The 20,392-nt window shown below is 64.4% G+C and carries 23 protein-coding genes; 20 read left to right on the top strand and 3 right to left on the bottom strand.

The genetic code is table 11. From position 1 onward, the window contains the following. Nucleotides 1-12 precede the first annotated feature (12 nt). The 6 genes from A3CW_RS0110175 to A3CW_RS45850 all read left to right on the top strand — a co-directional run bounded on the left by A3CW_RS0110175 (nt 13) and on the right by A3CW_RS45850 (nt 5,597). The gene (locus A3CW_RS0110175) at nt 13-648 is read left to right on the top strand and encodes an SRPBCC family protein (protein ID WP_028203469.1); all 636 of its coding nucleotides are present in this window, start codon (nt 13-15) and stop codon (nt 646-648) included. Between the two features lie 8 nt (nt 649-656). Beyond that, nucleotides 657-1,553 (top strand): AAA family ATPase, encoded by an 897-nt coding sequence (locus tag A3CW_RS0110180; protein ID WP_081771593.1) that lies wholly within the window; start codon nt 657-659, stop codon nt 1,551-1,553. Continuing rightward, nucleotides 1,547-2,749, top strand: coding sequence for a vWA domain-containing protein (locus tag A3CW_RS0110185; protein WP_028203471.1), 1,203 nt, complete (start codon nt 1,547-1,549; stop codon nt 2,747-2,749). The genes A3CW_RS0110180 and A3CW_RS0110185 overlap by 7 nt, the downstream gene beginning before the upstream one ends. Further along, on the top strand, nt 2,746-3,834 hold the full coding sequence (locus A3CW_RS45845) for an XdhC family protein (protein WP_051481368.1): 1,089 nt from the start codon (nt 2,746-2,748) through the stop codon (nt 3,832-3,834). Before A3CW_RS0110185 ends, A3CW_RS45845 begins: the two co-directional genes overlap by 4 nt. Next, nucleotides 3,831-4,460 (top strand): nucleotidyltransferase family protein, encoded by a 630-nt coding sequence (locus A3CW_RS0110195; RefSeq protein WP_028203472.1) that lies wholly within the window; start codon nt 3,831-3,833, stop codon nt 4,458-4,460. Before A3CW_RS45845 ends, A3CW_RS0110195 begins: the two co-directional genes overlap by 4 nt. 105 nt (nt 4,461-4,565) lie before the next feature. Beyond that, a complete protein-coding gene (locus tag A3CW_RS45850) occupies nt 4,566-5,597 on the top strand; it encodes an alpha/beta fold hydrolase (RefSeq protein WP_063750821.1) in 1,032 nt (343 codons plus the stop codon). A 24-nt stretch (nt 5,598-5,621) separates the two neighbouring features. Here A3CW_RS45850 and A3CW_RS0110205 read toward each other — a convergent pair whose 3' ends face one another. Further along, entirely contained in the window at nt 5,622-5,810 is a 189-nt protein-coding gene (locus tag A3CW_RS0110205; RefSeq protein WP_028203473.1) for a hypothetical protein, read from the bottom strand. A gap of 249 nt (nt 5,811-6,059) precedes the next feature. Between A3CW_RS0110205 and A3CW_RS0110210 the strand changes: the two genes are divergently transcribed. The 3 genes from A3CW_RS0110210 to A3CW_RS54270 all read left to right on the top strand — a co-directional run bounded on the left by A3CW_RS0110210 (nt 6,060) and on the right by A3CW_RS54270 (nt 9,008). Further along, complete coding sequence (locus A3CW_RS0110210) at nt 6,060-6,347, top strand: hypothetical protein (protein ID WP_028203474.1); 288 nt, start codon at nt 6,060-6,062, stop codon at nt 6,345-6,347. A gap of 212 nt (nt 6,348-6,559) precedes the next feature. After that, complete coding sequence (locus tag A3CW_RS0110215; protein WP_028203475.1) at nt 6,560-7,180, top strand: outer membrane lipoprotein; 621 nt, start codon at nt 6,560-6,562, stop codon at nt 7,178-7,180. Nucleotides 7,181-7,457: 277 nt separating this feature from the next. After that, the gene (locus tag A3CW_RS54270; protein WP_281175093.1) at nt 7,458-9,008 is read left to right on the top strand and encodes a methyl-accepting chemotaxis protein; all 1,551 of its coding nucleotides are present in this window, start codon (nt 7,458-7,460) and stop codon (nt 9,006-9,008) included. 63 nt (nt 9,009-9,071) lie between these two features. Here the strand turns inward: A3CW_RS54270 and A3CW_RS0110225 are convergent, their stop codons facing one another. Continuing rightward, on the bottom strand, nt 9,072-9,857 hold the full coding sequence (locus A3CW_RS0110225; protein WP_028203476.1) for a GntR family transcriptional regulator: 786 nt from the start codon (nt 9,855-9,857) through the stop codon (nt 9,072-9,074). A 167-nt stretch (nt 9,858-10,024) separates the two neighbouring features. On the opposite strand from A3CW_RS0110225, the gene A3CW_RS0110230 reads away from it, so the two are divergent. From A3CW_RS0110230 to A3CW_RS0110250, 5 genes are all read left to right on the top strand, one after another. Further along, on the top strand, nt 10,025-10,375 hold the full coding sequence (locus tag A3CW_RS0110230) for a UxaA family hydrolase (protein WP_281282595.1): 351 nt from the start codon (nt 10,025-10,027) through the stop codon (nt 10,373-10,375). 50 nt (nt 10,376-10,425) lie between these two features. Beyond that, a complete protein-coding gene (locus tag A3CW_RS0110235; RefSeq protein ID WP_028203478.1) occupies nt 10,426-11,601 on the top strand; it encodes a UxaA family hydrolase in 1,176 nt (391 codons plus the stop codon). A 196-nt stretch (nt 11,602-11,797) separates the two neighbouring features. After that, nucleotides 11,798-13,138 carry a C4-dicarboxylate transporter DctA gene (gene dctA, locus A3CW_RS45860; RefSeq protein WP_035512750.1) on the top strand — a complete coding sequence of 447 codons (1,341 nt, stop codon included), beginning with the start codon at nt 11,798-11,800 and terminating at the stop codon, nt 13,136-13,138. Continuing rightward, nucleotides 13,135-14,109: a hydroxyacid dehydrogenase gene (locus tag A3CW_RS45865; RefSeq protein WP_281175094.1), complete on the top strand. Its 975-nt coding sequence runs from the start codon at nt 13,135-13,137 to the stop codon at nt 14,107-14,109. The genes dctA (A3CW_RS45860) and A3CW_RS45865 overlap by 4 nt, the downstream gene beginning before the upstream one ends. 1 nt (nt 14,110) lies before the next feature. Continuing rightward, entirely contained in the window at nt 14,111-15,112 is a 1,002-nt protein-coding gene (locus tag A3CW_RS0110250) for an Ldh family oxidoreductase (RefSeq protein WP_028203479.1), read from the top strand. 25 nt (nt 15,113-15,137) lie between these two features. On the opposite strand, the gene A3CW_RS0110255 is transcribed toward A3CW_RS0110250, so the two are convergent. Continuing rightward, the gene (locus tag A3CW_RS0110255) at nt 15,138-16,187 is read right to left on the bottom strand and encodes a LysR family transcriptional regulator (protein ID WP_245623588.1); all 1,050 of its coding nucleotides are present in this window, start codon (nt 16,185-16,187) and stop codon (nt 15,138-15,140) included. Between the two features lie 48 nt (nt 16,188-16,235). On the opposite strand from A3CW_RS0110255, the gene A3CW_RS0110260 reads away from it, so the two are divergent. From A3CW_RS0110260 to sdhC, 6 genes are all read left to right on the top strand, one after another. Beyond that, nucleotides 16,236-17,027: a sulfite exporter TauE/SafE family protein gene (locus tag A3CW_RS0110260; RefSeq protein ID WP_051481370.1), complete on the top strand. Its 792-nt coding sequence runs from the start codon at nt 16,236-16,238 to the stop codon at nt 17,025-17,027. A 57-nt stretch (nt 17,028-17,084) separates the two neighbouring features. Then, nucleotides 17,085-17,366 (top strand): UxaA family hydrolase, encoded by a 282-nt coding sequence (locus tag A3CW_RS0110265; protein ID WP_028203482.1) that lies wholly within the window; start codon nt 17,085-17,087, stop codon nt 17,364-17,366. Between the two features lie 167 nt (nt 17,367-17,533). After that, nucleotides 17,534-18,808: a C4-dicarboxylate transporter DctA gene (gene dctA / locus A3CW_RS0110270; RefSeq protein ID WP_035512752.1), complete on the top strand. Its 1,275-nt coding sequence runs from the start codon at nt 17,534-17,536 to the stop codon at nt 18,806-18,808. Between the two features lie 115 nt (nt 18,809-18,923). After that, the gene (locus A3CW_RS0110275; protein WP_028203484.1) at nt 18,924-19,640 is read left to right on the top strand and encodes a succinate dehydrogenase/fumarate reductase iron-sulfur subunit; all 717 of its coding nucleotides are present in this window, start codon (nt 18,924-18,926) and stop codon (nt 19,638-19,640) included. Next, nucleotides 19,640-19,987, top strand: coding sequence for a succinate dehydrogenase (locus tag A3CW_RS0110280; protein WP_028203485.1), 348 nt, complete (start codon nt 19,640-19,642; stop codon nt 19,985-19,987). Before A3CW_RS0110275 ends, A3CW_RS0110280 begins: the two co-directional genes overlap by 1 nt. Continuing rightward, nucleotides 19,987-20,340 (top strand): succinate dehydrogenase, cytochrome b556 subunit, encoded by a 354-nt coding sequence (sdhC, locus tag A3CW_RS0110285; protein ID WP_028203486.1) that lies wholly within the window; start codon nt 19,987-19,989, stop codon nt 20,338-20,340. Before A3CW_RS0110280 ends, sdhC begins: the two co-directional genes overlap by 1 nt. Nucleotides 20,341-20,392 lie beyond the last annotated feature (52 nt).

Consider the following 20,392-nt stretch of genomic DNA (forward strand, 5'->3'; position numbering starts at 1 on the left):
GAGGAGTTCGGAATGAAAGTCGTACTCGACAAGGCATTTCCGCTCGACGCGAGCGCGGAGCGCGCCTGGGCGCTGATGCAGGACATCGAGGCGGTGGCCGGCTGCATGCCGGGCGCGAAGATCACCGAGCGCGTCGACGATACGCACTACAAAGGAACCATCACGGTGCGGCTCGGGCCGGCGACGATGGCGTTCAAGGGCGACATCGAGGTGCTCGCGCTCGACGCCGCGGCGCGCAGCCTGCATCTGCTCGGCAAGGGCACGGATTCGACCGGCAGCTCGGCGGCGACGATGGACCTCACGGCCAGCGTGCAGCCCACGGGCGAGACCTGCACGCTGGCCGGCAAGAGCGAGGTGACGATGAGCGGCAAGGCCGCCGCGCTCGGTGGGCGACTCATGGGGCCGGTGTCGGAGCAGTTGCTCAAGCAGTTCGTCGCGAACTTCTCGGCGCGTCTGAGTGCGATGGCGCCGCCGCAAACCGCGCCCGGCGCTGCCGCAGGTGCGGCCGACGATCTGGAATCGCCGCCGGTTTCCCGGGCGGCTGGGGCGCCTGCGCAAGCCACCGAGCTCAATGGCATTGCGTTTGTCTGGGCCATCATTCGCGACTGGCTGCGCGGGCGCTTCACGCACAAGGCGCAAGGCCGCTAAGGGCCGTCATGACGTCGACCGACCGCATGCCGGATGTCCTCGCGCTGCAGGCGAAGCTGGCGGCCCACCGGTTCATCGTGGAGCGCAGCTTCGCGGCGGCGCTGCTGCTCACGATGGAAATGCGCCGTCCGCTGCTGCTGGAGGGCGAGGCGGGCGTAGGCAAGACCGAGGTCGCGAAGGCGCTCTCGCGACTGCTCGACGCGCCGCTGATCCGCCTGCAATGCTATGAAGGGCTCGACGCGCACGCGGCGCTCTACGAGTGGAACTACGTCCACCAGCTCCTCGCGATCAAGCTCTTCGAGCAGGACACGCGGCCGCTGCGCGACAAGGAGCAGGACATCTTCTCCGAGCGCTATCTGCTCAAGCGTCCGCTGCTCGAAGCCATTACGACCACGCCCGCGCCGGTGCTGCTGATCGACGAAATCGACCGCACCGACGAGGCGTTCGAGGCCTACCTGCTCGAGCTGCTGTCGGATTTCCAGCTTTCGATTCCCGAGCTTGGCGTGATCCGCGCGACCGAGCGGCCCTATGTGATCCTGACCTCGAACGGCACGCGCGAGATCTCCGACGCGCTGCGCCGCCGCTGCCTCTACCAGTACGTCGACTACCCGTCGTTCCAGCGCGAACTCATGATCGTGCGGACCCAGGTGCCCGAGGTACCGGAGGCGCTCGCGGCCCAGATCGTCGAATTCGTGCATGCAGTGCGCGAGATGGCGCTGCGCCGCAAGCCCGGCCTCGCGGAAACGCTCGACTGGGTGGCCGCGCTGCTGCGCCTCGGCGTGAGCGCGCTCGACGAAAACGGCGTGGACCGCGTGATGGATTCGCTCGCCGCGCTCGTGAAAACGCGCGAGGATCAAGCCAGCCTCACGCGGCCCGTGGTCGAAAAACTGGTGGCGTCATGCTGACCGGCATCGACAGCACGCTGCCCGGCGCGACGCCGCGCGATCTTGCCGATCGCCTCGTTACGCGCTATGCGGGCTTCGCGGGCTGGCTGCGCGCGAACGCGTTCGGCGTGACGAACGCGGACGTTGCCGCAATGCTCGAGGTGGTGCAACGCATGGGCCAGACAGAGCGCGACGTGCTGCGCTGGAGCCTGCGTGCGCTGCTGTGCTCGCGCGCGCAGGAGTGGCGGCGCTTCGACGAATTGTTCGACGCGTACTTCCTCGCGCCGAACCGGCGCAAGCTCGCCGAAACCCGCGCTGGCGGCGCCGGGCCGCTTGCGCGCGACGACACGGCCTGCGGGCCGCCCGATGCGAGCGAGGGTACGCCGGTTTCGCTCGCGGGACGCGGCAACGGCGCGGCGCAGGAAGGCGCCGCCGCGAACGAAGGCGCCACGCCGAGAGAGTCGCTGGCCCACGCGGATTTGCGCCACCTGAACGATCGCGACGAACTCTTCGCCATCGACGCCGCGATCCGCCGCTTCGCCCAGCGCCTGCGCGGCATCCAGATGCGCCGCGAGCAGCGCGCGAGTCTCGGGCGCACGCTCGATCTGCACTGGACCCTGCGGCGCAGCGTCTCGCGCGGCGGGCTGCCGGTCGAGCTCGGCTGGCGGCGCAAGCGCCGGCAGCGCCCGCGCATCGTCATGCTGCTCGACGTGAGCCGCTCGATGAGCCTCTACAGCTTCTTTTTCCTGCGGCTCGCGCGCGTGCTGAGCGGGCGCTTGCCCGACGTCCACAGCTTCATCTTCCATACGCGGCTCGTCTGCGTCGACGAAGCACTGCGCGACCCCGATCCGCGCCGCGCCCAGGAGCGCCTGCACCTCATCTCGGAGGGCTGGGCCGGCGGGACGCGGATCGGCGAGAGTCTCGCCGGCTTCAATGCGCACTACGCACCGCGCCTGCTGCATGCGCGTACCGCGGTCGTGATCGTCAGCGACGGCTACGACGCCGGCGACGTGGCCCAGCTCGGCGAGTCGCTCGGCGCGATCCGGCGGCGCTGCCATTCGCTCGTCTGGATCAATCCGCTCGCCGATCGTCCCGGATTCGCGCCGGTCAGCGCGGGCATGCAGGCCGCGCTGCCGCATCTCGACCTGTTCGCCGGGGCCCGCGACCTCGCGGGTCTCGAACGGATCTTTCCTCAAATTCTCGAGGCGCTGCAATGAATGTCCATGCCGAATCGAGCGAAACCCTCCCGGACGCCGCGGATCTGCTGCAGCTCGAGCAGCGGCTGATCGATGCGGGCGCACCGTTCGCGGTCGTCACCGTGATCCGTGCCGCGCCGCCAACCTCGACACACGTCGGCGCCCAGGCGCTGGTGGAGGCCGACGGCGCGCTGCATGGCTGGGTCGGCGGAGGCTGTTCACGGACGATCGTCATCGAGGCCGCGCGAGAGTCGATCCGCACGGGGCAGCCACGGCGCGTGCGGATCAGCAACGAGCCGGTGGCAGCCGAGGCCGAAGTCGAGGCGCATGCCATGCCGTGCGCGAGCAACGGCGCACTGGAGCTTTTCATCCAGCCCACCGTGCCCGCGCCGCTCGTGGCCGTGCTCGGCGCCACGCCCGCGGCGCAGGAAGCGTGTGTGCTCGCACGGCGCGTCGGGTTTCGCGCGAGCCTGGCGGCCGACGTGGCGCGAGCCGGGCAGCCGGGCGTTGACGCCGCCGCGCTGGATCGCGCCGGCACATCGTTTGTGCTGATCGCGACGCAAGGCGAGCGCGACGAGGATGCGCTCGAAGCCGCGTTGCGCAGCGCCGCCGTGGCGGTGCTCCTGATCGCGAGTCACAGAAAGGCCGAGCGGTTGCGCGCAATCATGCGCCTGCGTGGCATCGACGAGGCCCGGCTCGCGGCGCTGCACGCACCGGCGGGGCCGGCGATCCATGCGCACACGCCGCAGGAGATTGCACTGGGCGCCGTGGCGGGACTCGTCGCCGTGCGGCACGAAATGCAGGAGGCGGCCGAGGCCGCGGCGCCGCGCGCCGCGATCGCCACGGAAGCCGTCCCGCCCTTGCCGCCGTGCGAGGCGCTCGGCGTGCAAGTGGCAGAGCCGGAGGCGGGGTGCTACGTGAACCCCGTGTGCGGGATGAGCATCGAGATCGCGAAGGCGAAACACGTCGTCGACTATGGCGGACGCAAGGTGTACTTCTGCTGCGACGGCTGCAAGTCCGAGTTCGAGCGCGCGCCCGAGCGCTATCTGGACGTCGCCTCTGGCGCTGCCGGTCGCCCGGACGATCCTCCCACGGTGGCGCGATGAGCGGCGCGACGTTTTCGGCGGTCGTGCTCGCGGCGGGCCTGTCCGCGCGCATGGAGGGGCGCCACAAGCTGTTGCTGCCTGTGGGCGGCGAGCCTGCCGTGCGGCGCGTCGTGCGCGCGATCATTGCGGCACGACCCGAGGAGGTCGTCGTCGTGACCGGGTTCAACGCCCGGGCCGTCTTCGAAGCGCTCGACGGCCTCGACGTGCGCTTCCAGGGCAACCCGCGCTACCGGGAAGGACAGATGACGTCGGTCGCGAGCGGCGTTGCCGCGCTGCAGGCGCCGTGCGATGCGGTGATGATCTGCCTCGCCGACCAGGTGCTCCTTGAAACGGCCGACTATCGTGAGCTGATCGAGGCCTACGCGTCGATGCCGTACGGTTCGATCCTGGTGCCGATGTTCGACGGCGCACGCGGCAATCCAGTCGTGTTTGCGTCGAGCTATTGTCCCGAGGTCGTGGGCGGCCGCGTGAATCCGGGCTGCCGCAAGCTGATCGCCGAACACAGCGGCGAGGTGTTTCTCCACGAGGCGGCGCACGATCGCTTTTGCGTCGACATGGATACCCCCGCCGATTACCTGAGCGTCATTGCGCGAGTGGAGGGCCGCACGGCACGCGTCGATCCTTGATATCCCGGCTCACGCTCGAAACGACTGGTGTGGTTGAAGCATTGTGGCGCTGCATTCACAATGGTCGCCAGGCGTTTTCCCACCGCGTGAGACGAGGTCGACTCCATGATGAACGGGCTGCAAGAGAAGTTCGCGTACGTCAACGGCATCCGTATGCACTACGTCGAAAAGGGCACGGGCCCGCTCGTGCTGCTCTGCCACGGCTGGCCGGAGTCCTGGTACGTGTGGCGCTGGCAGATCGATGCGCTGGCGGCCGCGGGCTATCGCGCGGTTGCGCCGGACCAGCGCGGATACGGGCTCACCGAGGCCCCGGAAACCATCGAGGCTTACGATATTCTGAACCTGGTCGGCGACCTGGTCGGCCTCGTCAAGGCTCTCGGCGAAGAGCGGGCGGTTCTGATCGGGCATGACTGGGGGGCTGCTGTCGCCGCTTACGCTGCGCTGCTGCGCCCCGACCTGTTTCCCGTTCTCGGCCTGCTGAGCGTGCCTTACATGCCTCGACGTCCCGTGCGTCCATCAGTGCGCTTCGCGCAGATCACGCAGGAGTGTCAATTCTATCAGGACTATTTTCAGTTGCCGGGACGCGTCGAGCGCGAACTGGAAGAAGATGTCCGCCGTTCGATGCTCGGCATTCTGTACACGGCGTCGGGAGACCCGGTGGTAAACGGGCAGCCGGCCAATTTCGCGACCTTTCCGAAGTCGACTCGATTCGTGGACAACCTCACGCTGCCCGACCAGCTTCCGCCGTGGTTGACCGAGACGGATCTGCAATATTTCGTCGCTCAGTTCGAGCGGAGCGGGTTTCGTGGGCCAATCAACTGGTATCGGAATATCGATCGAAACTGGACGCTGACCAGCTTCCTCGACGGCGCCCGGATCATGCAGCCCACGCTCTTTCTCGCGGGAGAGCTAGACGGCGTCGTGAAGATGGCCGCGAAGGATTACGACGCGCTGGAGATCAACGTTCCCAATCTCTGGAAGAAGCATCTGATTGCGAAGGCGGGTCACTGGGTGCAGCAAGAGCGACCGGACGAGGTGAACGAGTTTATCCTGAGCTTCCTTGCCGGAACGGTTCACGCGCTGGCCGGCGGTGCAGCCGAAAGCCAGCCGAAAGCACCGGCTGGCAAGTTCCAGTAAGTCGAGGCGGAACAGCCTTGCGCGTCAGTGTGTGGCAACGCTGACGGCGACGATTTCGTATCCGGGGTCGGCGTGCTCGGACGCCGCCTTTTCGGCTTCCTCGTATGAGACGAAGGACTTGGCCCCGCCAATCTCCGGCGCCATGCCAATATCGCCGTCCTCTGCGCAGCAGAGGTACTGCTCACCAGTCTTCACCACGTACACAGTCGTCATGATTCCCTCCATGGTTCGCGGGGGAACTTCCAGTCTAGCAGGTCGAAACCGCGCCCGACGGCGGGCCGATTGCCTTTACGCTATCAGCTGGAACCTTCGATTCTATTCGCTTCACGATGGACGGCAACCCCTCCGTTGTTTCGAACCCAACACCGGCCTTCGTCGCCGGCAGATTTGTTCCGGATGTGCAACGATAGGCGTGCAACTCGCAGCTGTCTGAAGAGCTGGACAACCCAACGGGGAGGGTAGATGAGAGATCACGCCGAGACGCTATTCGTCGCTTCCGAAGACATTGCAACCGCGTTGAACCTGCTGGAGAGCATCGAGGTCGAGGTCGGATTCGACAGCGAGGATCCGGAGAGTATCGAGCAGGCGATTCTCGCGGTCGAGGAGGCGATCGATACTCGCCTGAAGGGCCATCGCGGCGACGCACGTGTCGAATCAGCAATCCTTCGCGTCAAGTTCGACTTCCGCTGCGCAATCCTCGATCAGGCCGCATCCGATGATGAGGCCGGCAGCGTCCAAACCCTGCATTGAGAATATCGGGGAATCCGGCGCCTGCTTGATTCCAGCGGGTGATTGGCGCCGCGCTCGGCGCGCCGCCAATCACCTGGCAACGGACTTTACATGTTGTTACCCTCGCGCAGCGGACGTCCGGGCGGGCTTTGCTTATACTGCCGCGCAATTGCCACTCCTCCTCATGCTTGTCGTGCCCACAGCGGCGGCAATGCGAATCCACCGTGACGTTCATGCTCTCTACCAGGTCCGCCCTCACCGCCGCGCTTGTCGCGGCAGCCAGTCTGTCGTTGTCCGCATGCGTTGCCCCAGGCTACTCGCCGTACGGCGCGCAGCAAGGCTACCAGGGCCAATATGCAGCGCCTGCGGCGCCTGCGTACAGCCAGCCCGCTTACGCACAACCGGGCACCGTGCAGCAACCCGCCTATGCGCCGCCGCCCGCGCCGCAACAGCCGTATGACACGCAAAGCAACGGTCAGTACGGTGCGCAGTACAACTCGCAATACGGCAACCAATATGGCACGCAGTACGGCACGATCTCGAGCATCCGGCCGTTGAGCAACGCCACGGGGGCTTCGGGCATCGCCGGAACCGTGGTCGGCGCGCTGGTTGGCGGCGTGCTCGGGAATCAGGTGGGCGGTGGCCACGGTCGCGACGCCGCGACCGTCATCGGCGCGCTCGGCGGCGCTTATGCAGGCAACCAGATCGGCCAGCAGATGGGCCAGCCCGCAGGATTCCAGATCGACGTACAGCTGGGCGACGGCTCGACCCGCGCGTTCAACGTGCCGACGCCCGGCGACCTGCGCCCCGGCGACCGCGTGCAGGTCAACGGCAGCCAGCTGGCGCGCTACTGATTCTGGCGGCTGTTGCATACCTGAAGGTGTCCTGACTATCTCGCTGGCGTCGAGCAGGACAGTTGACGAGCGCCAAACCGTGGCTTGTCCGAGGAGCGATGTTACGCAAGCTAACAGAAAGCTTTCTTGAACAGGTGCCAGTTTTCACTTCTGTCAGGTCCGCAAAAGATCCTCAAGTGTTGTGAGCTCCGTGCCGATATGCCGGTCGTAGTCGCAGCGGTATCACCCACCGCGCGACTACCCGCAGTCACAAAAGAGCTGACATTTGGGGACAGAAGTGGGCAAATTCCGGATCAGTACTATCCTGACCGCAGTGCTGACGCTGCTGGTCGTCTTGATTGGCGTCAGCAATCTCATGGCCCTCAAGGGGGTGCGTGAGACTGCGGCCTCTGTCGAGGCGATGAGCCAGGCGACCGTCGAGGTGACCGACGTAACCGAGGCGTTTGCCGCCACGCAGCGCGCCCGCGTGTCGATCTCGGCCGCACAGAGCGCGGCCCAGATCGGTCAAACCGCGGCGGCAAAGAACTTGACGGAGACCGTCGACGCCCGGCTGGCGCAGGGCCAGGCGCGCATCGAGGCGTTCGCGAAGATTCCGCGCTCCGATCCGGACGACCAGGAACTCGCCCGCCGTATCGTCGAGACCTACAACGCGCTGAACGATTGCGTGCGCAACGAACAGAAGGCGCTCGCGGCCAACGACATGGCCACCTTCAATCACATCAGCGCGATCGAAAGCATCGCGGCTTCGCGCGCGTTCAACGACGAGATGGACAAGTTCGTCAAACGCGCCACCAAACGAGGCCACGCAGCAAAAGAGGCCGCGAATGACACGACGTCGTTCCTCCAGATCATGATTGCGGTGTGCCTCGTTATCACCGTGGTGGTCGCGGTGGCCGCGCGCCGGGCGCTGTCCCGCGTCGTTCAGAAACCGCTGCAAGCCCTGGGCGAGCATCTGGACCGCGTCGCCCAGGGTGACCTGACCGCGCGCATCGGCGAACACGGCCACAACGAAATCGGCATGCTTGCCTCGGCTGCGAAGCGCATGCAGGAAAGCCTCGTCGGCGTGATCGGCACCGTGCTGTCGTCGACCGCCTCGGTCAGCACGGCTTCGAAGCAGATCGCCGCGGGCAATCTCGACCTGTCGTCGCGCACGGAGCAGCAGGCCGCGTCGCTGCAGGAGACGGCCGCGTCCATGGAAGAACTCACGTCGACGGTGCAGCAGAGCGCCTCGAACGCACAGCATGCGAACGACCTCGCGGCGTCGGCGTCGGAAGCGGCGGGCAGGGGCGGCGCGGTGGTCTCCGAGGTGGTGGACACGATGAAATCCATCAACGAGTCGTCGCGCAAGATCGTCGACATCATCGGCGTGATCGACGGTATCGCCTTCCAGACCAATATTCTTGCGCTCAACGCCGCCGTCGAGGCGGCGCGCGCCGGCGAGCAGGGACGCGGCTTCGCTGTGGTGGCCTCCGAGGTTCGCAGTCTCGCGCAGCGCTCGGCGGCTGCCGCCAAGGAAATCAAGGCGCTGATCGACGACTCGGTCTCGAGAGTCGACACAGGTAGCGCACTGGTGGCGCGCGCCGGTTCGACGATGTCGGAAATCGTCGAGAGCGTGGGGCGCGTGACCGGCATCATGGCCGAGATTTCAGCGGCCACCCATGAGCAGACGGAGGGTATCGAACAGGTCAACCGCGCGATCACCCAGATCGACGAAGCGACGCAACAAAACGCGGCGCTCGTCGAGCAGGCGTCGGCGGCGGCGCAATCCATGCAGGATCAGGCGCGGCTGCTCGAAAGGACGGTGAGCGTGTTTCACCTCGCCGCCTGAGCGATGACACCGCTGCGCTCGTTCAGCGGGCGAGCGCAGCGGGAGCGTGAAAAACCCAGGCCCCTAGAGCGGTTCTTCGTGTGAAGCGGAAGGACCGACGTATTCGTAGCGCGCGGTGTTCACGTGCGAGATGCGAAGCTCGACAGGCTCCTGGTGATACGAGTACGCAATGCGCCGCACTTCGAGTAACGGTGTACCGGGCGCCACCTCGAGGAGGTCACTCTCGATCTCGTTGGCCGTCGCGACGCGCAACCGCTCTTCGGTCCCGACCACGTTGATGTGGAACGCGTCCTGGTAGAAGTTGTAAAGCGTGCTGGGCCGCTCGCGCAACGCGGCTTCGGTCAGCCCCGCGAAACGCTCCTCGGCCACGGTGATGCTGTCGATCATGACCGTCTCGCCATGCAGCGCCAGGCGGTTCACGAACGAGAAGACCCGCGTGTTCGGTTCGATGCCGAGAATCGCGGCGACTTCGCGCGTCGCCTTGGCCTTCGTGAACGACACGAGGCTCACCGTGGGATAGCTCTTCTCGCCGTCCTGGCGCACGACCCGGAAAAATCGGAAGAAATAGCGATCGCGCTGGTGTTGCGCGACGAACGTGCCGAGTCCCTGATGACGCACGAGAATGTTGTCCGCCACGAGTTCGTCGATCGCCTTGCGCAGCGTCCCGATCGACACGCCAAAGCGCTCGGACAGGCGCTTCTCTGAAGGGATCGCTTCGCCGCCTTTCCATTCCTTCGCCGACAGCGCGGCGAGGATCCCGTTTTTCACTTCCTTGTACCGCGTTCCCCCGATGACGGGAGTGCTTGCCGCGCCCGCCGCGTGGGCTGCGCCGTTCTTCAGCGTGTTCATGGTGGTGTTCCCCCTTCCTTGTACGTTCCGGACTTTGACGCGATTTTACTTCATCTGGCTTATCTAACACATATAGATGATATGGTTGACATGGATGAATGAGCTGTCTATGATGCGCAGCATGGCCACGCGCCAGACCCCCCGTGAACAAAACTGGAGACACTCAGATGAGCCAGGCAGCTCAAGCAGCACAGCAGGCTGATTCAACGGCGGCCCATGCCGATCCGGCGCGCAGGACGATTCATATCGTGCTGCACGAGGCGAAGGACACGGTTGGTGTCGCGGTCGTCGAGGGCATCAAGGCGGGCACGCAGCTGAACGCGTGGATCATGGACGAGGACGAAATCGTCACGGTCCCGGCGAAGCAGGACATTCCGATCGGTCACAAGGTGGCGCTCAAGGACATGGCCGTGGGCGACACCGTCTACAAGTACGGCGTCGATATCGGCAAGGTCGTGGCGCCCATCAAGGCGGGNGAGCACGCTCACGTTCACAACATCAAGACGAAGCGCTGGTAAGGCGCAGGCGAGCCAGCCAGTCGAACCCCTCCCATTCAGAGAGAGACACCATGAGCGTGATTGACCAGAACACCATTTTCCGCGGCTATCGCCGCTCGAACGGCCGCGTCGGCGTGCGCAACCACGTCATCATCCTGCCCGTCGACGACCTGTCGAACGCCGCCGCGCAAGCGGTCGAGCACAACATCAAGGGCACCATGGCGCTGCCGCATCCGTACGGCCGCCTCCAGTTCGGCGCAGACCTCGACCTGCATTTCCGTACGCTGATCGGCGCGGGCTGCAACCCGAACGTCGCCGGCGTGATCGTCATCGGTATCGAGGAAGGCTGGACCAAGCGCGTGGTGGACGGCATCGCGAAGTCGGGCAAGCCGGTGATGGGCTTCGGCATCGAACTGCACGGCGACCATGACACGATCATGCGCGCCTCGAAGGCCGCCAAGGAAATGGTGCAGTGGGCGACGACGCTCGAGCGCGAGGAGTGCCCGATTTCCGATCTGTGGGTGTCGACCAAGTGCGGCGAGTCGGATACGACGTCGGGCTGCGGCGCGAACCCCACGGTCGGCAATGCGTTCGACAAGCTCTACGGACTCGGCACGACGCTCGTGTTCGGCGAGACCTCGGAGCTGACGGGCGGCGAGCAGATCGTCGCGGCGCGCTGCGCGAACGATCAGGTGCGCGAGCGCTTCCAGTTCATGTTCGACCGCTATCAGGACATGATCAACCGCTGGAAGACCGACGATCTCTCCGAGTCGCAGCCGACGAAGGGCAACATCGCAGGCGGCCTGACCACGATCGAGGAAAAGGCGCTCGGCAACATCCAGAAGATCGGCAAGAAGTGCCGCGTGGACGGCGTGCTCGACAAGGCCGAGGAGCCGACGCATGCGGGCCTGTGGTTCATGGACTCGTCGTCGGCGGCGGCGGAGATGGTGACGCTGTGCGCGGCCTCGGGTTTCGCCGTGCACTTTTTCCCGACAGGGCAGGGCAACGTGATCGGCAATCCGATCGTGCCGGTCATCAAGATCTGCGCGAATCCGCGCACGGTGCGCACGATGAGCGAGCACGTCGACGTCGATGTGTCGGGCTTGCTGCAGCGCGAGCAGAACCTCGATCAGGCCGGCGACAAGCTGCTCGAATCGATGCTCGCAACGGCGAACGGCCGCTGGACCGCGGCGGAAACGCTGGGCCATCGCGAGTTCGTGCTCACGCGTCTGTTCGAAAGCGCCTGATCCGCGCAGGCAACACCCAGCAAGCCCGCCTGTCCGGCGGGCTTTGCGAACGCAGTTTCCCCGCAGTTCCATCACAGTTGCGCGCACCGCGGCGCAAAGCGCCGTGCAGACACGGCCGCAAAACCGGGCCACGGAAGTCCGCCCACGGTGCGCGAAGCTGTATCACCAGGCAGCAGCGAGTGGAGGAGACACCACCTTGCGCGTGCTCAGACATCTCTATGCCCAGGTCCTGATCGGACTGGCGGCCGGTATTCTCGTCGGCTATTTCTGGCCGCACTTCGGCGTTGAAATGAAACCATTGGGCGACACGTTCATTCGCCTGATCAAGATGCTCATTACGCTGGTGATTTTCTGCACCGTGTCGCTCGGTATCGCACGGATGGAAAACCTCAAGCATGTCGGGCGAGTGGGCGTCAAGACGATCGTCTATTTCGAAGCCGTGACGACGCTCGCGCTGGTCATCGGTCTGGTGGTGGCGAACGTGCTGCATCCGGGCGAAGGCCTCAATATCGATCCGGCTACGCTCGACACGCAGGCCGTGAGCCACTACGTGAGCGAAGCGCATGCCGCGGCGTCGCAAAGCATCCTCGAAGAGATCGTGCCGAACTCGGTAGTCGGTGCGTTCGCGCACGGCAACCTGTTGCAGGTGCTGCTGTTCTCGGTGCTGTTCGGCGTGGCGTTGTCGATCATGTCGCGCAACAGCCGGTTCCTGTCGCGCGTGATCGAGCAGAGCGGCGAAGCGCTCATGCGTATCGTCGAGATGATCATGCGGCTTGCGCCGCTCGGTGCGTTCGGCGCCATGGCGTTCACGGTCGGTAAGTACGGCATCGGTACGCTGCAGCAACTCGGTCTGCTGATCGTCTGTTTCTATCTCACCAGCATCCTGTTCATCGTCCTGGTGCTCGGCACGATCTGCCGTTGGGCCGGCGTCGGCTTGTGGCCGCTGCTCAACTATCTGCGCGAGGAACTGCTGATCGTGCTCGGCACCTCGACCACGGAATCGGTGCTGCCGCGCCTGATGGACAAACTCGAGCGCCTGGGCTGCCCGAAGCCCATCGTCGGTCTCGTGCTGCCGACAGGCTACTCGTTCAATCTCGACGGCGCGGCCATCTATCTCACGATGACGTCGCTTTTCATCGCCCAGGCCACCAACACGCATCTGTCACTGCTGCAGCAGCTCGGCCTGCTCGCCATCCTGCTGCTGACGTCCAAGGGCGGCGCGGGCGTTGCGGGTGCGGCGCTGGTGGCGCTCACGGCCACGCTCTCCACCCACAACATCATTCCGGTTGCCGGCATCACGCTGATCATCGGCATCGACCGCGTGCTCAACGAGATTCGCGCGATCGTCAACATGATTGGCAACGCGGTGGCGACGATCGTGGTCGCGCGCTGGGAGGGTGTGTTCGACGCCGAAGCGGCGCGCAAGGTGCTGGCCGCGCCGCGCGCCGCTCAAGGCGTGAGTGATGCGGAGTCCGAAACGGGCGGCAGCGTCAACGAAAGCAAGCCACGCGCTTACGCACAGGGACGCCCAAATTGAAAAGCGATCGCAAGAAAATCGTCATCAGCGAGTTCATGGATGCGTCGGCGGTGGATTCGCTGCGGCGTCATTTCGACGTGCACGCACACGCATCGCTCGTCGACGAACCCGAGCGGCTGCGCAGTCTGCTGGCGGACGCCGACGCGCTGATCGTGCGCAACCGCACACAGGTCACCGCCGCGCTGCTGGACGACGCGCCGCGCTTGTCGGTGGTCGGGCGGCTCGGCGTCGGGCTGGACAATATCGCACTCGGCGTATGCAGGGAACGCGGCGTGCAGGTGTTTCCGGCAACGGGCGCCAACGCGGCAGCCGTGGCCGAGTATGTGATCGCCACGTCACTGATGCTGCTGCGCGGCGCGTACCTGTCGAGCGCGGCCGTCGCGCAGGGACAGTGGCCGCGCACCGCGCTCTCGAACGGCCGCGAGGCGGCGGGCGGCACGATGGCCGTGATCGGTTTTGGCGGCATCGGGCGGCTCGTCGCGCAGCTGGCGCGCGGCATCGGCATGCAGGTCGTGGGCTTCGATCCGCAGCTTCCGGCGGATGCGGCCTGCTGGCAGGAGACGGGCACCCGGGGCATGTCGTTCGACGACGCGCTGCGCGCTGCCGACGTCGTGACCGTTCACGTGCCGCTCGTCGAGAGCACGCACAATCTGCTCGGCCCGGCGCAACTGCAGTTGCTCAAACCGCATGCCGTCCTGATCAATACGTCGCGCGGCGGCGTGATCGACGAAAGCGCGCTGGCCGAAGCGCTGACGCAAGGCCGCCTGGGCGGCGCCGCGCTCGATGTGTTCGCCGACGAACCGCTCAAGGCGGGTTCGCCGCTTGCGGACGTGCCCAACCTGATCCTCACGCCGCATATTGCGGGCTTGACCGTGCAGTCGAACGAGCGCGTCAGTACGCTGGTCGCGTCGCGCGTGATGGATGCGTTGCTCGCGGGCGAGCATGACTCAACGAAAACGAAGGAACTCTGATATGACGCGGATCTCGTCCGGTGATCTTCACGACCTCGCCACGCGCACGATGCTTGCCGCAGGTGCCACGTCGCGCACGGCAGAGGCAACCGCGCGCGCGCTCGTCTACGCCGACGAACGCGGCCTGTCTTCGCACGGCGTGGCGCGTTTGCCGATGTATGTCGCGCAGTTGCGCAACGGCCGTGTCGATGCGAAGGCCAGCCCGTCAGTCGTCGAATCGCGCAATGCAGCGGTGTTGATCGATGCTGCGGACGGCATGGCGTTTCCGGCTTGCGAACTGGCCGTCGAAACGCTCGTGAAGCGCGCGCGGGAGCACGGCAGTGCGGTCGTGAGCGTGAAGCGCAGCCACCACCTCGGCGCGGGCGCCTGGCATCTGGAGCCGGTCGGCGCGGCCGGCATGGTGGGGCTCGCGTTCAGCAACACGCCCGCTGCGATGCCGGCGTGGGGAGGGCGGCACGCCGTGTTCGGCACCAATCCCGTGGCGGCCGTGTTTCCGCGCCGCGACGGCAAGCCGCTGATGATCGATCTGTCGTTGTCCAATGTCGCGCGCGGCAAGATCATGGTGGCCGCCCGCGAAGGCAAGCCGATTCCCGAGGGCTGGGCGACCTCGCGCGACGGCCGGCCGACAACCGATGCGAAGGCCGCGCTGGAAGGCATGATGCTGCCGTTCGGCGGGGCGAAAGGGGCGATGCTCGCGCTCATGGTCGAATTGCTCGCCGCCGCGCTGGCTGGGGCGAACTTCGGCTACGAGGCGGGGTCGTTCCTGACTGAAGAGGGCGAGAAGTCGCGCGTGGGCCACCTGTTCTGGGCGATCGATCCGGGTGCGCTGGCGGGCAATGCCACCTATCTTGCGCGCGTCGAGGCGCTGATAGAGGTGATGCTGCAGGACGCCGATGTACGGCTGCCGGGGCAACGGCGGGCCGGCCTCGCCGATACCGCTGCACACGACGGCATCGACATTCCCGACGCCCTGTTCAATCAGTTGCGAGCGTTGGCGGCGTGAGCGCGTGCAGCGATCGCCGGATGGGTCAGGCCGCCGTGAAGTAACTCTTGATCGCGTCGGTGAATGCGGTACGGCTGTGCCTCGCGCGTTCGAGCAAGCCAACGTGGCGCCGCACGTCGACGCCGTCGAGCGACATGACGCGGATGGCGCGATCGTTGGCGAAGTCGACGTTGGCGAGTTCAGGAACGATCGAAATGCCGAAGCCCTGGCGCACCAGCGCGACGATCGCTTCGACGGAGTTCAGCTCCATCGCTTCGTTGACTTCGACCTTGCACTGATCGAGCACATTCTGCACGAGGTGTCCGGTCCATGTGCTGCGGTCGAAGCGCATGAACGGCGCATGACGGAGGATGTCGTCCTGCTGCGGCGGCAAATCGAAGTGCGGGGCCGTCGGCATGATGAGAATCATCGGTTCCGAATACAGAGGTGTCCAAAGGAGTGTGGACGCGAGGGGATGCGGAGACTGCGTGACGACCGCCGCATCGAGTTCGCCGATTTCGACCTGGTGCGCGAAATCGCTGGACATACCGGCGAGCAGATGCACATCGAGGCGGGGATGGTGTTGACGTATTGACCATAAGGCATCGGCGAACGCGCCCATCAGCGCGGAGACGAGTGCGCCGATCACGACCGTTCCCGACATTTCGTCGCCGCCGGCGGCGACCTCGAGAAGCTCGTAGCGGCGAACGATTTCTTCGATCTCGGGAATGAGTGCGCGGCCAACGGGATTCAGCACGGCAGCGCGCGCGTTGCGGTCAAAAAGCTGAACATTGAGATCGCTTTCGAGCGCGCGAATCTGCAGGCCGATAGCGGCAGCGGTGAGGCCAACCTTGTTGCCGGCGGCGGCAAAGGTGCCACATCGCGCGACGGAGAGAAATATTTTGAGGGTGCGAATGGATGGCATTGCTCGCGTTTCGCGGAGAAGACATGCTCGCTTCGATCCCCGAAATTTTACGCAACGTAAAGTATTTCCTGGTCTCAGGAAAACCATTACTGCGTTTATCTTTAGCAAGCCGCAAGCGACAATGGACGCAGCAGCGCGGCCGGATTTTCTGGGGCGGCGCAGCCAATGCATCCCCCGCATGCCCCACAACACTGAACGTCGCTCCGGGATCCTTCATCAATGACAGCCTGGTTGAATGCGCAAATCGCCGCTGGCGCCATCGGAATCGGTGTCAGTTCGATCGCAGTGGCGGGAGGGGTCGTGGCGATCGCGTATCTGGTCTACGGGCTGACGGGTTTTGGTTCGTCGATCGTTGCCATACCGTTGCTCACGCAACTGGTGCCCCTGCGCACGGCAACACCCGTGATGCTGGTGCTGGATCTCGTTGCCGGGATGCTCGTGGGCATGCGCAACCTTCAGTTTGTTCAGACTCAGGAACTCAAAAGGCTCGGGCCATGGTTGTGCATCGGGCTTCTGCTGGGCGTGAGCGTGCTGGTTTCCGTGCCGGAAAAGCCGCTCGAACTCATTCTTGGCGTGTGCCTGTTGACCTACTCGCTCTGGAAGGTCATGTCCCGTGGCGAATTTCGTGAGATCGGCGGACGCTGGGCCCTGCCATTGGGCTTCTTTGGCGGATGCCTCACAGCAGTATTCGGTACCGGCGGCCCGGTTTACACGATTTATCTGGCCGGCCGTCTGCGCGATCCCGACCAGCGACGTGCAACGATCAGCACACTCATTACCGCCACGGCGGTCGCCCGGCTCATTCTCTTCTCGGTTTCCGGACTCTATCGAAACCCGGCCGTCCTCCCGCTCGCCAGCTTTCTGTTGCCTTGCGGCGCGGTGGGATTGTTCGCCGGTGCGAGGCTGCGCGGCGCCATTTCGGCGCAACGCGTCCTCACGCTTCTCTGGATCGTTCTTATCGTCGCGGCAGTCAATTTGATCATTCGTTCCGTACCGGCGTTGTTCGGCTAGGCCACTTCGTTACCCATGCCGGTTCACACCCGATTCCACTTGAACAAGGAGTAGACGATGATTCACGCGGTGTTGCATGAGCGCGAAGACACGGTTGGCGTTGCCGTGGTCGAGGGCATCAAGGCGGGCCTGGCGTTGAACGCCTGGATCATGGATGACGACGAGATCGTCGCGATCGTCGCCCAGCAGGACATTCCGATCGGTCACAAGGTGGCGCTCAAGGACATGGCCGTGGGCGACACCGTCTACAAGTACGGCGTCGATATCGGCAAGGTCGTGGCGCCCATCAAGGCGGGCGAGCACGCTCACGTTCACAACATCAAGACGAAGCGCTGGTAAAAGCGGCAATCAAGATTGAATGCATGAGACGGCCTGGAAACATTCGCCCAGCAGAGGCGATCTCCAGCTCGTTGCCACAACTGGTCAGAGTGCCGGGTCTGCGCGGCCCGGCAACTTTCTCGTCAACGTCGCGTGCACGCGGCGTGAGGCGAGATCAAGGAGACACCATGTTGCGTCGTTTTTGCAGGCACATCTATGTCCAGGTCCTGATCGCCATCCTGATCGGGATCGCCGTCGGACATTTCTTCCCGACGTTTGCCCAGTCCCTGAAGCCGTTATCGGATGCGTTCATCCGGTTGATCAAGATGATTACGCCGCCGTTGATCTTCACCACGATCGTATGCGGCGCCTCGCAGATCGGCGAGATGCGCACGCTGGGCCGGATCGCGGGCAAGACCATTATTTATTTCGAGGTGGTGACCACGCTGGCGTTGCTGATCGGCATGTTGATGGTGAACCTGATCGGGCCCGGTGTCGGCATGAATATCACGCCAGGCACCGCCGATGTGCACGTGCTGGCGCAATTTCAAACGGAAGTGCATCACGGCGGCGGCCTCACGGGCTTTTTCCTCAACATCATTCCTTCGAGTTTCCTGAGTCCGTTTGCTTCGGGCGACATGCTGCAGATCGTCGTGATTGCCTGCTTGTTCGCGGTGGGCTTGTCGTATATCGGCGAGAAGGGGCAGCCGGTCCTGACGTTCTTCGACGCGGTGTCGGCGGTGCTCTTCAGGATTGTGGGCTTCATCATGAAGCTCGCACCGCTCGGCGCGTTGGGGGCGATGGGCTTTGCAGTCGGGAAATACGGACTGTCGGCATTGAATTCGCTCGGCATGCTGCTCATCACGATCTACGTGGCGACGATCTTTTTCCTCGTGGTCGTGCTGGGCACCATCTGCCGGATGAGCGGTTTCAGCCTCCTTCGGCTGGTCAATTATTTGAAGGGAGAGATTCTGCTCGTGCTTGCCACGACGTCGTCTGAATCGGTGTTCCCGCAATTGATCCGCAAGCTCGAAGGCATGGGGTGCCCGAAACAGGTCGTCGGTATCGTGATGCCGATGGGCTATTCATTCAACCTCGACGGGACCTGCGTGGCGCAGGTGATTTGCGCGATGTTCATCGCGCAGGCCTATAACGTGCCGCTGTCATGGACAGACCAGATCGGACTGATGGTGCTCTCGATGATCAGCTCGAAAGGCGCAGCTGGCGTATCGGGCGCAGGTTTCGTCACGCTGCTCGCGACGCTCACGGCGTTCAAGCAGATTCCCATTGAAGGCGCGGCGCTCATTCTCGGCGTGGACCGCTTCATTTCCGAAGTGCGGGCCGTCACCAACATGATCGGGAACGCCGTCGCCACGCTCGTGGTGTCCGGACTCGAAAAGGAACGCGACAACGCGCAAATGGCCACCGTGCTGAAGCTGCGGCGCGTGCGCGGCGAGGCATAGGAAACCTTTAGCTGAACGCCAGAATTATTCGATTTTTCCTGGCGAAGAATTGCTGAACAATCGATGTACGAAATCCGTTCAATCGTACTGCGTCAGCAGCTATTCGAGAGGCATCGTGAATACCGACAAACTTCGAGTCAGAGTCTGGAGAAGTGTTACGCGTGGGCTCGTCACTTACGATGTACCGCGTTACGAAAGTCAAACGGTCCTGGACGTCGTGACGTTCATTCAGCGGCAACTGCAGCCCGACCTCGCATACCGGTTCGCGTGCCGCGTGGGCATGTGCGGATCCTGTGCGATGAACGTCAACGGCAAGGCGCGCTGGACCTGCCGCACGCACGTGTCGAAAGTCGCGGTGAACGACGAACTGGAGATCGCGCCGCTCTCCAATCTGCCCGTCATCAAGGACCTCGTGACCGACATGAGTGACTTCTTCGACAAGTGGAGCCGGGCCAAGGGGCAGTTTTCGGGTAGCCGCTCGCGCCACGACGATTTCGCCAGAGTGAGTCCCGAGAGCGCGCAACGAAAGGCGGCGGACGCCGGGATCGAGTGCATCGGTTGTGGCGTGTGCTATTCGTCCTGCGACGTCGTGACGTGGCGCCCGGACTATCTCGGGCCCGCCGCGCTGAACCGTGCGTGGACGCTCGTCAACGACGAACGCGACACGCAAACGCTAGAACGTCTGCGCGCCGTCGCTGGCGACGCGGGCTGTCACTCGTGTCATACCCAGGCCACGTGTACGGAGCGTTGCCCCAAGCATCTCTCGCCGACAGCGGGCATTGCCGGCCTCAAGCGGATGACAATGAAGGCCGCGCGCGAAGGAGACCTGTAATGCAAGGCCTCTCTCTTCGCACCCAGGCTCGTCTTTGGTACTGGCAGCGTATGAGCGCGACGGTGCTCGCACTCTGCGTGTTCGTCCATCTCGGCGTCATCATCTACGCCGTCCATAGCGGCTTGAGCGCGTCGGCCATTCTCGGCCGCACGCGCGGAAATCTGTGGTTCGGCGCGTTCTATACGGTATTCGCGATCGCGTGTGCGGTCCACGTGCCTATCGGTCTGCTCAGAATCTCGGAGGAGTGGCTGCACTGGCGCGGAAAGGCTGCACAGGTCGCCTGTTTCGCATGTTCCGCTGGCCTCGCGCTGATGGGGTTGCGCGCCGTTTATGGAGTCGTATCGTGATGCGAAAGAACGACTATCGCGCCCGCACGCATCCTGCCTGGTGGGCCTTTTTCGTGCATCGTCTTTCCGGTCTGGCGCTGGCCTTGTTCCTGCCGGTTCACTTCTGGGCGCTCGGCCATGCCATTACGGGCGAGGCTTCTCTCGACGGCTTTCTTCGTGTGACCGACCAGCCGCTTTTCAAGTTTGGCGAATGGGGACTCGTGGTCCTGCTCTCGCTTCACATGATGGGGGGGATTCGCCTCTTGCTGATTGAATTTCTGCCGTGGACCGGCTTGAGAAAGAACTGGCTCGCCTTCGGTTTGGGGGCAAGCACCTGTACGGGCCTGGCTTTCCTGCTCGCGCTCGTGCATTAGCCCCGTATAGCGAAAATCCAAGCTGCACGACAGCCCCACAACTTATTACCAA

It is taken from the genome of Paraburkholderia nodosa DSM 21604 (genome assembly GCF_000519185.1).
Lineage (GTDB): Bacteria > Pseudomonadota > Gammaproteobacteria > Burkholderiales > Burkholderiaceae > Paraburkholderia > Paraburkholderia nodosa.

Coding starts and splice junctions, on each gene's coding strand:
- A3CW_RS0110265 (WP_028203482.1), top strand. CDS start 17,085: ATGATTCACGCGGTGTTGCATGAGCGCGAAGACACGGTTGGCGTTGCC.
- A3CW_RS0110255 (WP_245623588.1), bottom strand. CDS start 16,187: ATGCATTGGCTGCGCCGCCCCAGAAAATCCGGCCGCGCTGCTGCGTCC.
- dctA (WP_035512752.1), top strand. CDS start 17,534: ATGTTGCGTCGTTTTTGCAGGCACATCTATGTCCAGGTCCTGATCGCC.
- A3CW_RS0110250 (WP_028203479.1), top strand. CDS start 14,111: ATGACGCGGATCTCGTCCGGTGATCTTCACGACCTCGCCACGCGCACG.
- A3CW_RS0110260 (WP_051481370.1), top strand. CDS start 16,236: ATGACAGCCTGGTTGAATGCGCAAATCGCCGCTGGCGCCATCGGAATC.
- A3CW_RS0110225 (WP_028203476.1), bottom strand. CDS start 9,857: ATGAACACGCTGAAGAACGGCGCAGCCCACGCGGCGGGCGCGGCAAGC.
- A3CW_RS45850 (WP_063750821.1), top strand. CDS start 4,566: ATGATGAACGGGCTGCAAGAGAAGTTCGCGTACGTCAACGGCATCCGT.
- A3CW_RS45845 (WP_051481368.1), top strand. CDS start 2,746: ATGAATGTCCATGCCGAATCGAGCGAAACCCTCCCGGACGCCGCGGAT.
- A3CW_RS0110235 (WP_028203478.1), top strand. CDS start 10,426: ATGAGCGTGATTGACCAGAACACCATTTTCCGCGGCTATCGCCGCTCG.
- A3CW_RS0110195 (WP_028203472.1), top strand. CDS start 3,831: ATGAGCGGCGCGACGTTTTCGGCGGTCGTGCTCGCGGCGGGCCTGTCC.
- A3CW_RS0110205 (WP_028203473.1), bottom strand. CDS start 5,810: ATGACGACTGTGTACGTGGTGAAGACTGGTGAGCAGTACCTCTGCTGC.
- A3CW_RS0110210 (WP_028203474.1), top strand. CDS start 6,060: ATGAGAGATCACGCCGAGACGCTATTCGTCGCTTCCGAAGACATTGCA.
- A3CW_RS0110215 (WP_028203475.1), top strand. CDS start 6,560: ATGCTCTCTACCAGGTCCGCCCTCACCGCCGCGCTTGTCGCGGCAGCC.
- A3CW_RS0110185 (WP_028203471.1), top strand. CDS start 1,547: ATGCTGACCGGCATCGACAGCACGCTGCCCGGCGCGACGCCGCGCGAT.
- A3CW_RS0110175 (WP_028203469.1), top strand. CDS start 13: ATGAAAGTCGTACTCGACAAGGCATTTCCGCTCGACGCGAGCGCGGAG.
- A3CW_RS0110180 (WP_081771593.1), top strand. CDS start 657: ATGACGTCGACCGACCGCATGCCGGATGTCCTCGCGCTGCAGGCGAAG.
- A3CW_RS0110280 (WP_028203485.1), top strand. CDS start 19,640: ATGCAAGGCCTCTCTCTTCGCACCCAGGCTCGTCTTTGGTACTGGCAG.
- sdhC (WP_028203486.1), top strand. CDS start 19,987: ATGCGAAAGAACGACTATCGCGCCCGCACGCATCCTGCCTGGTGGGCC.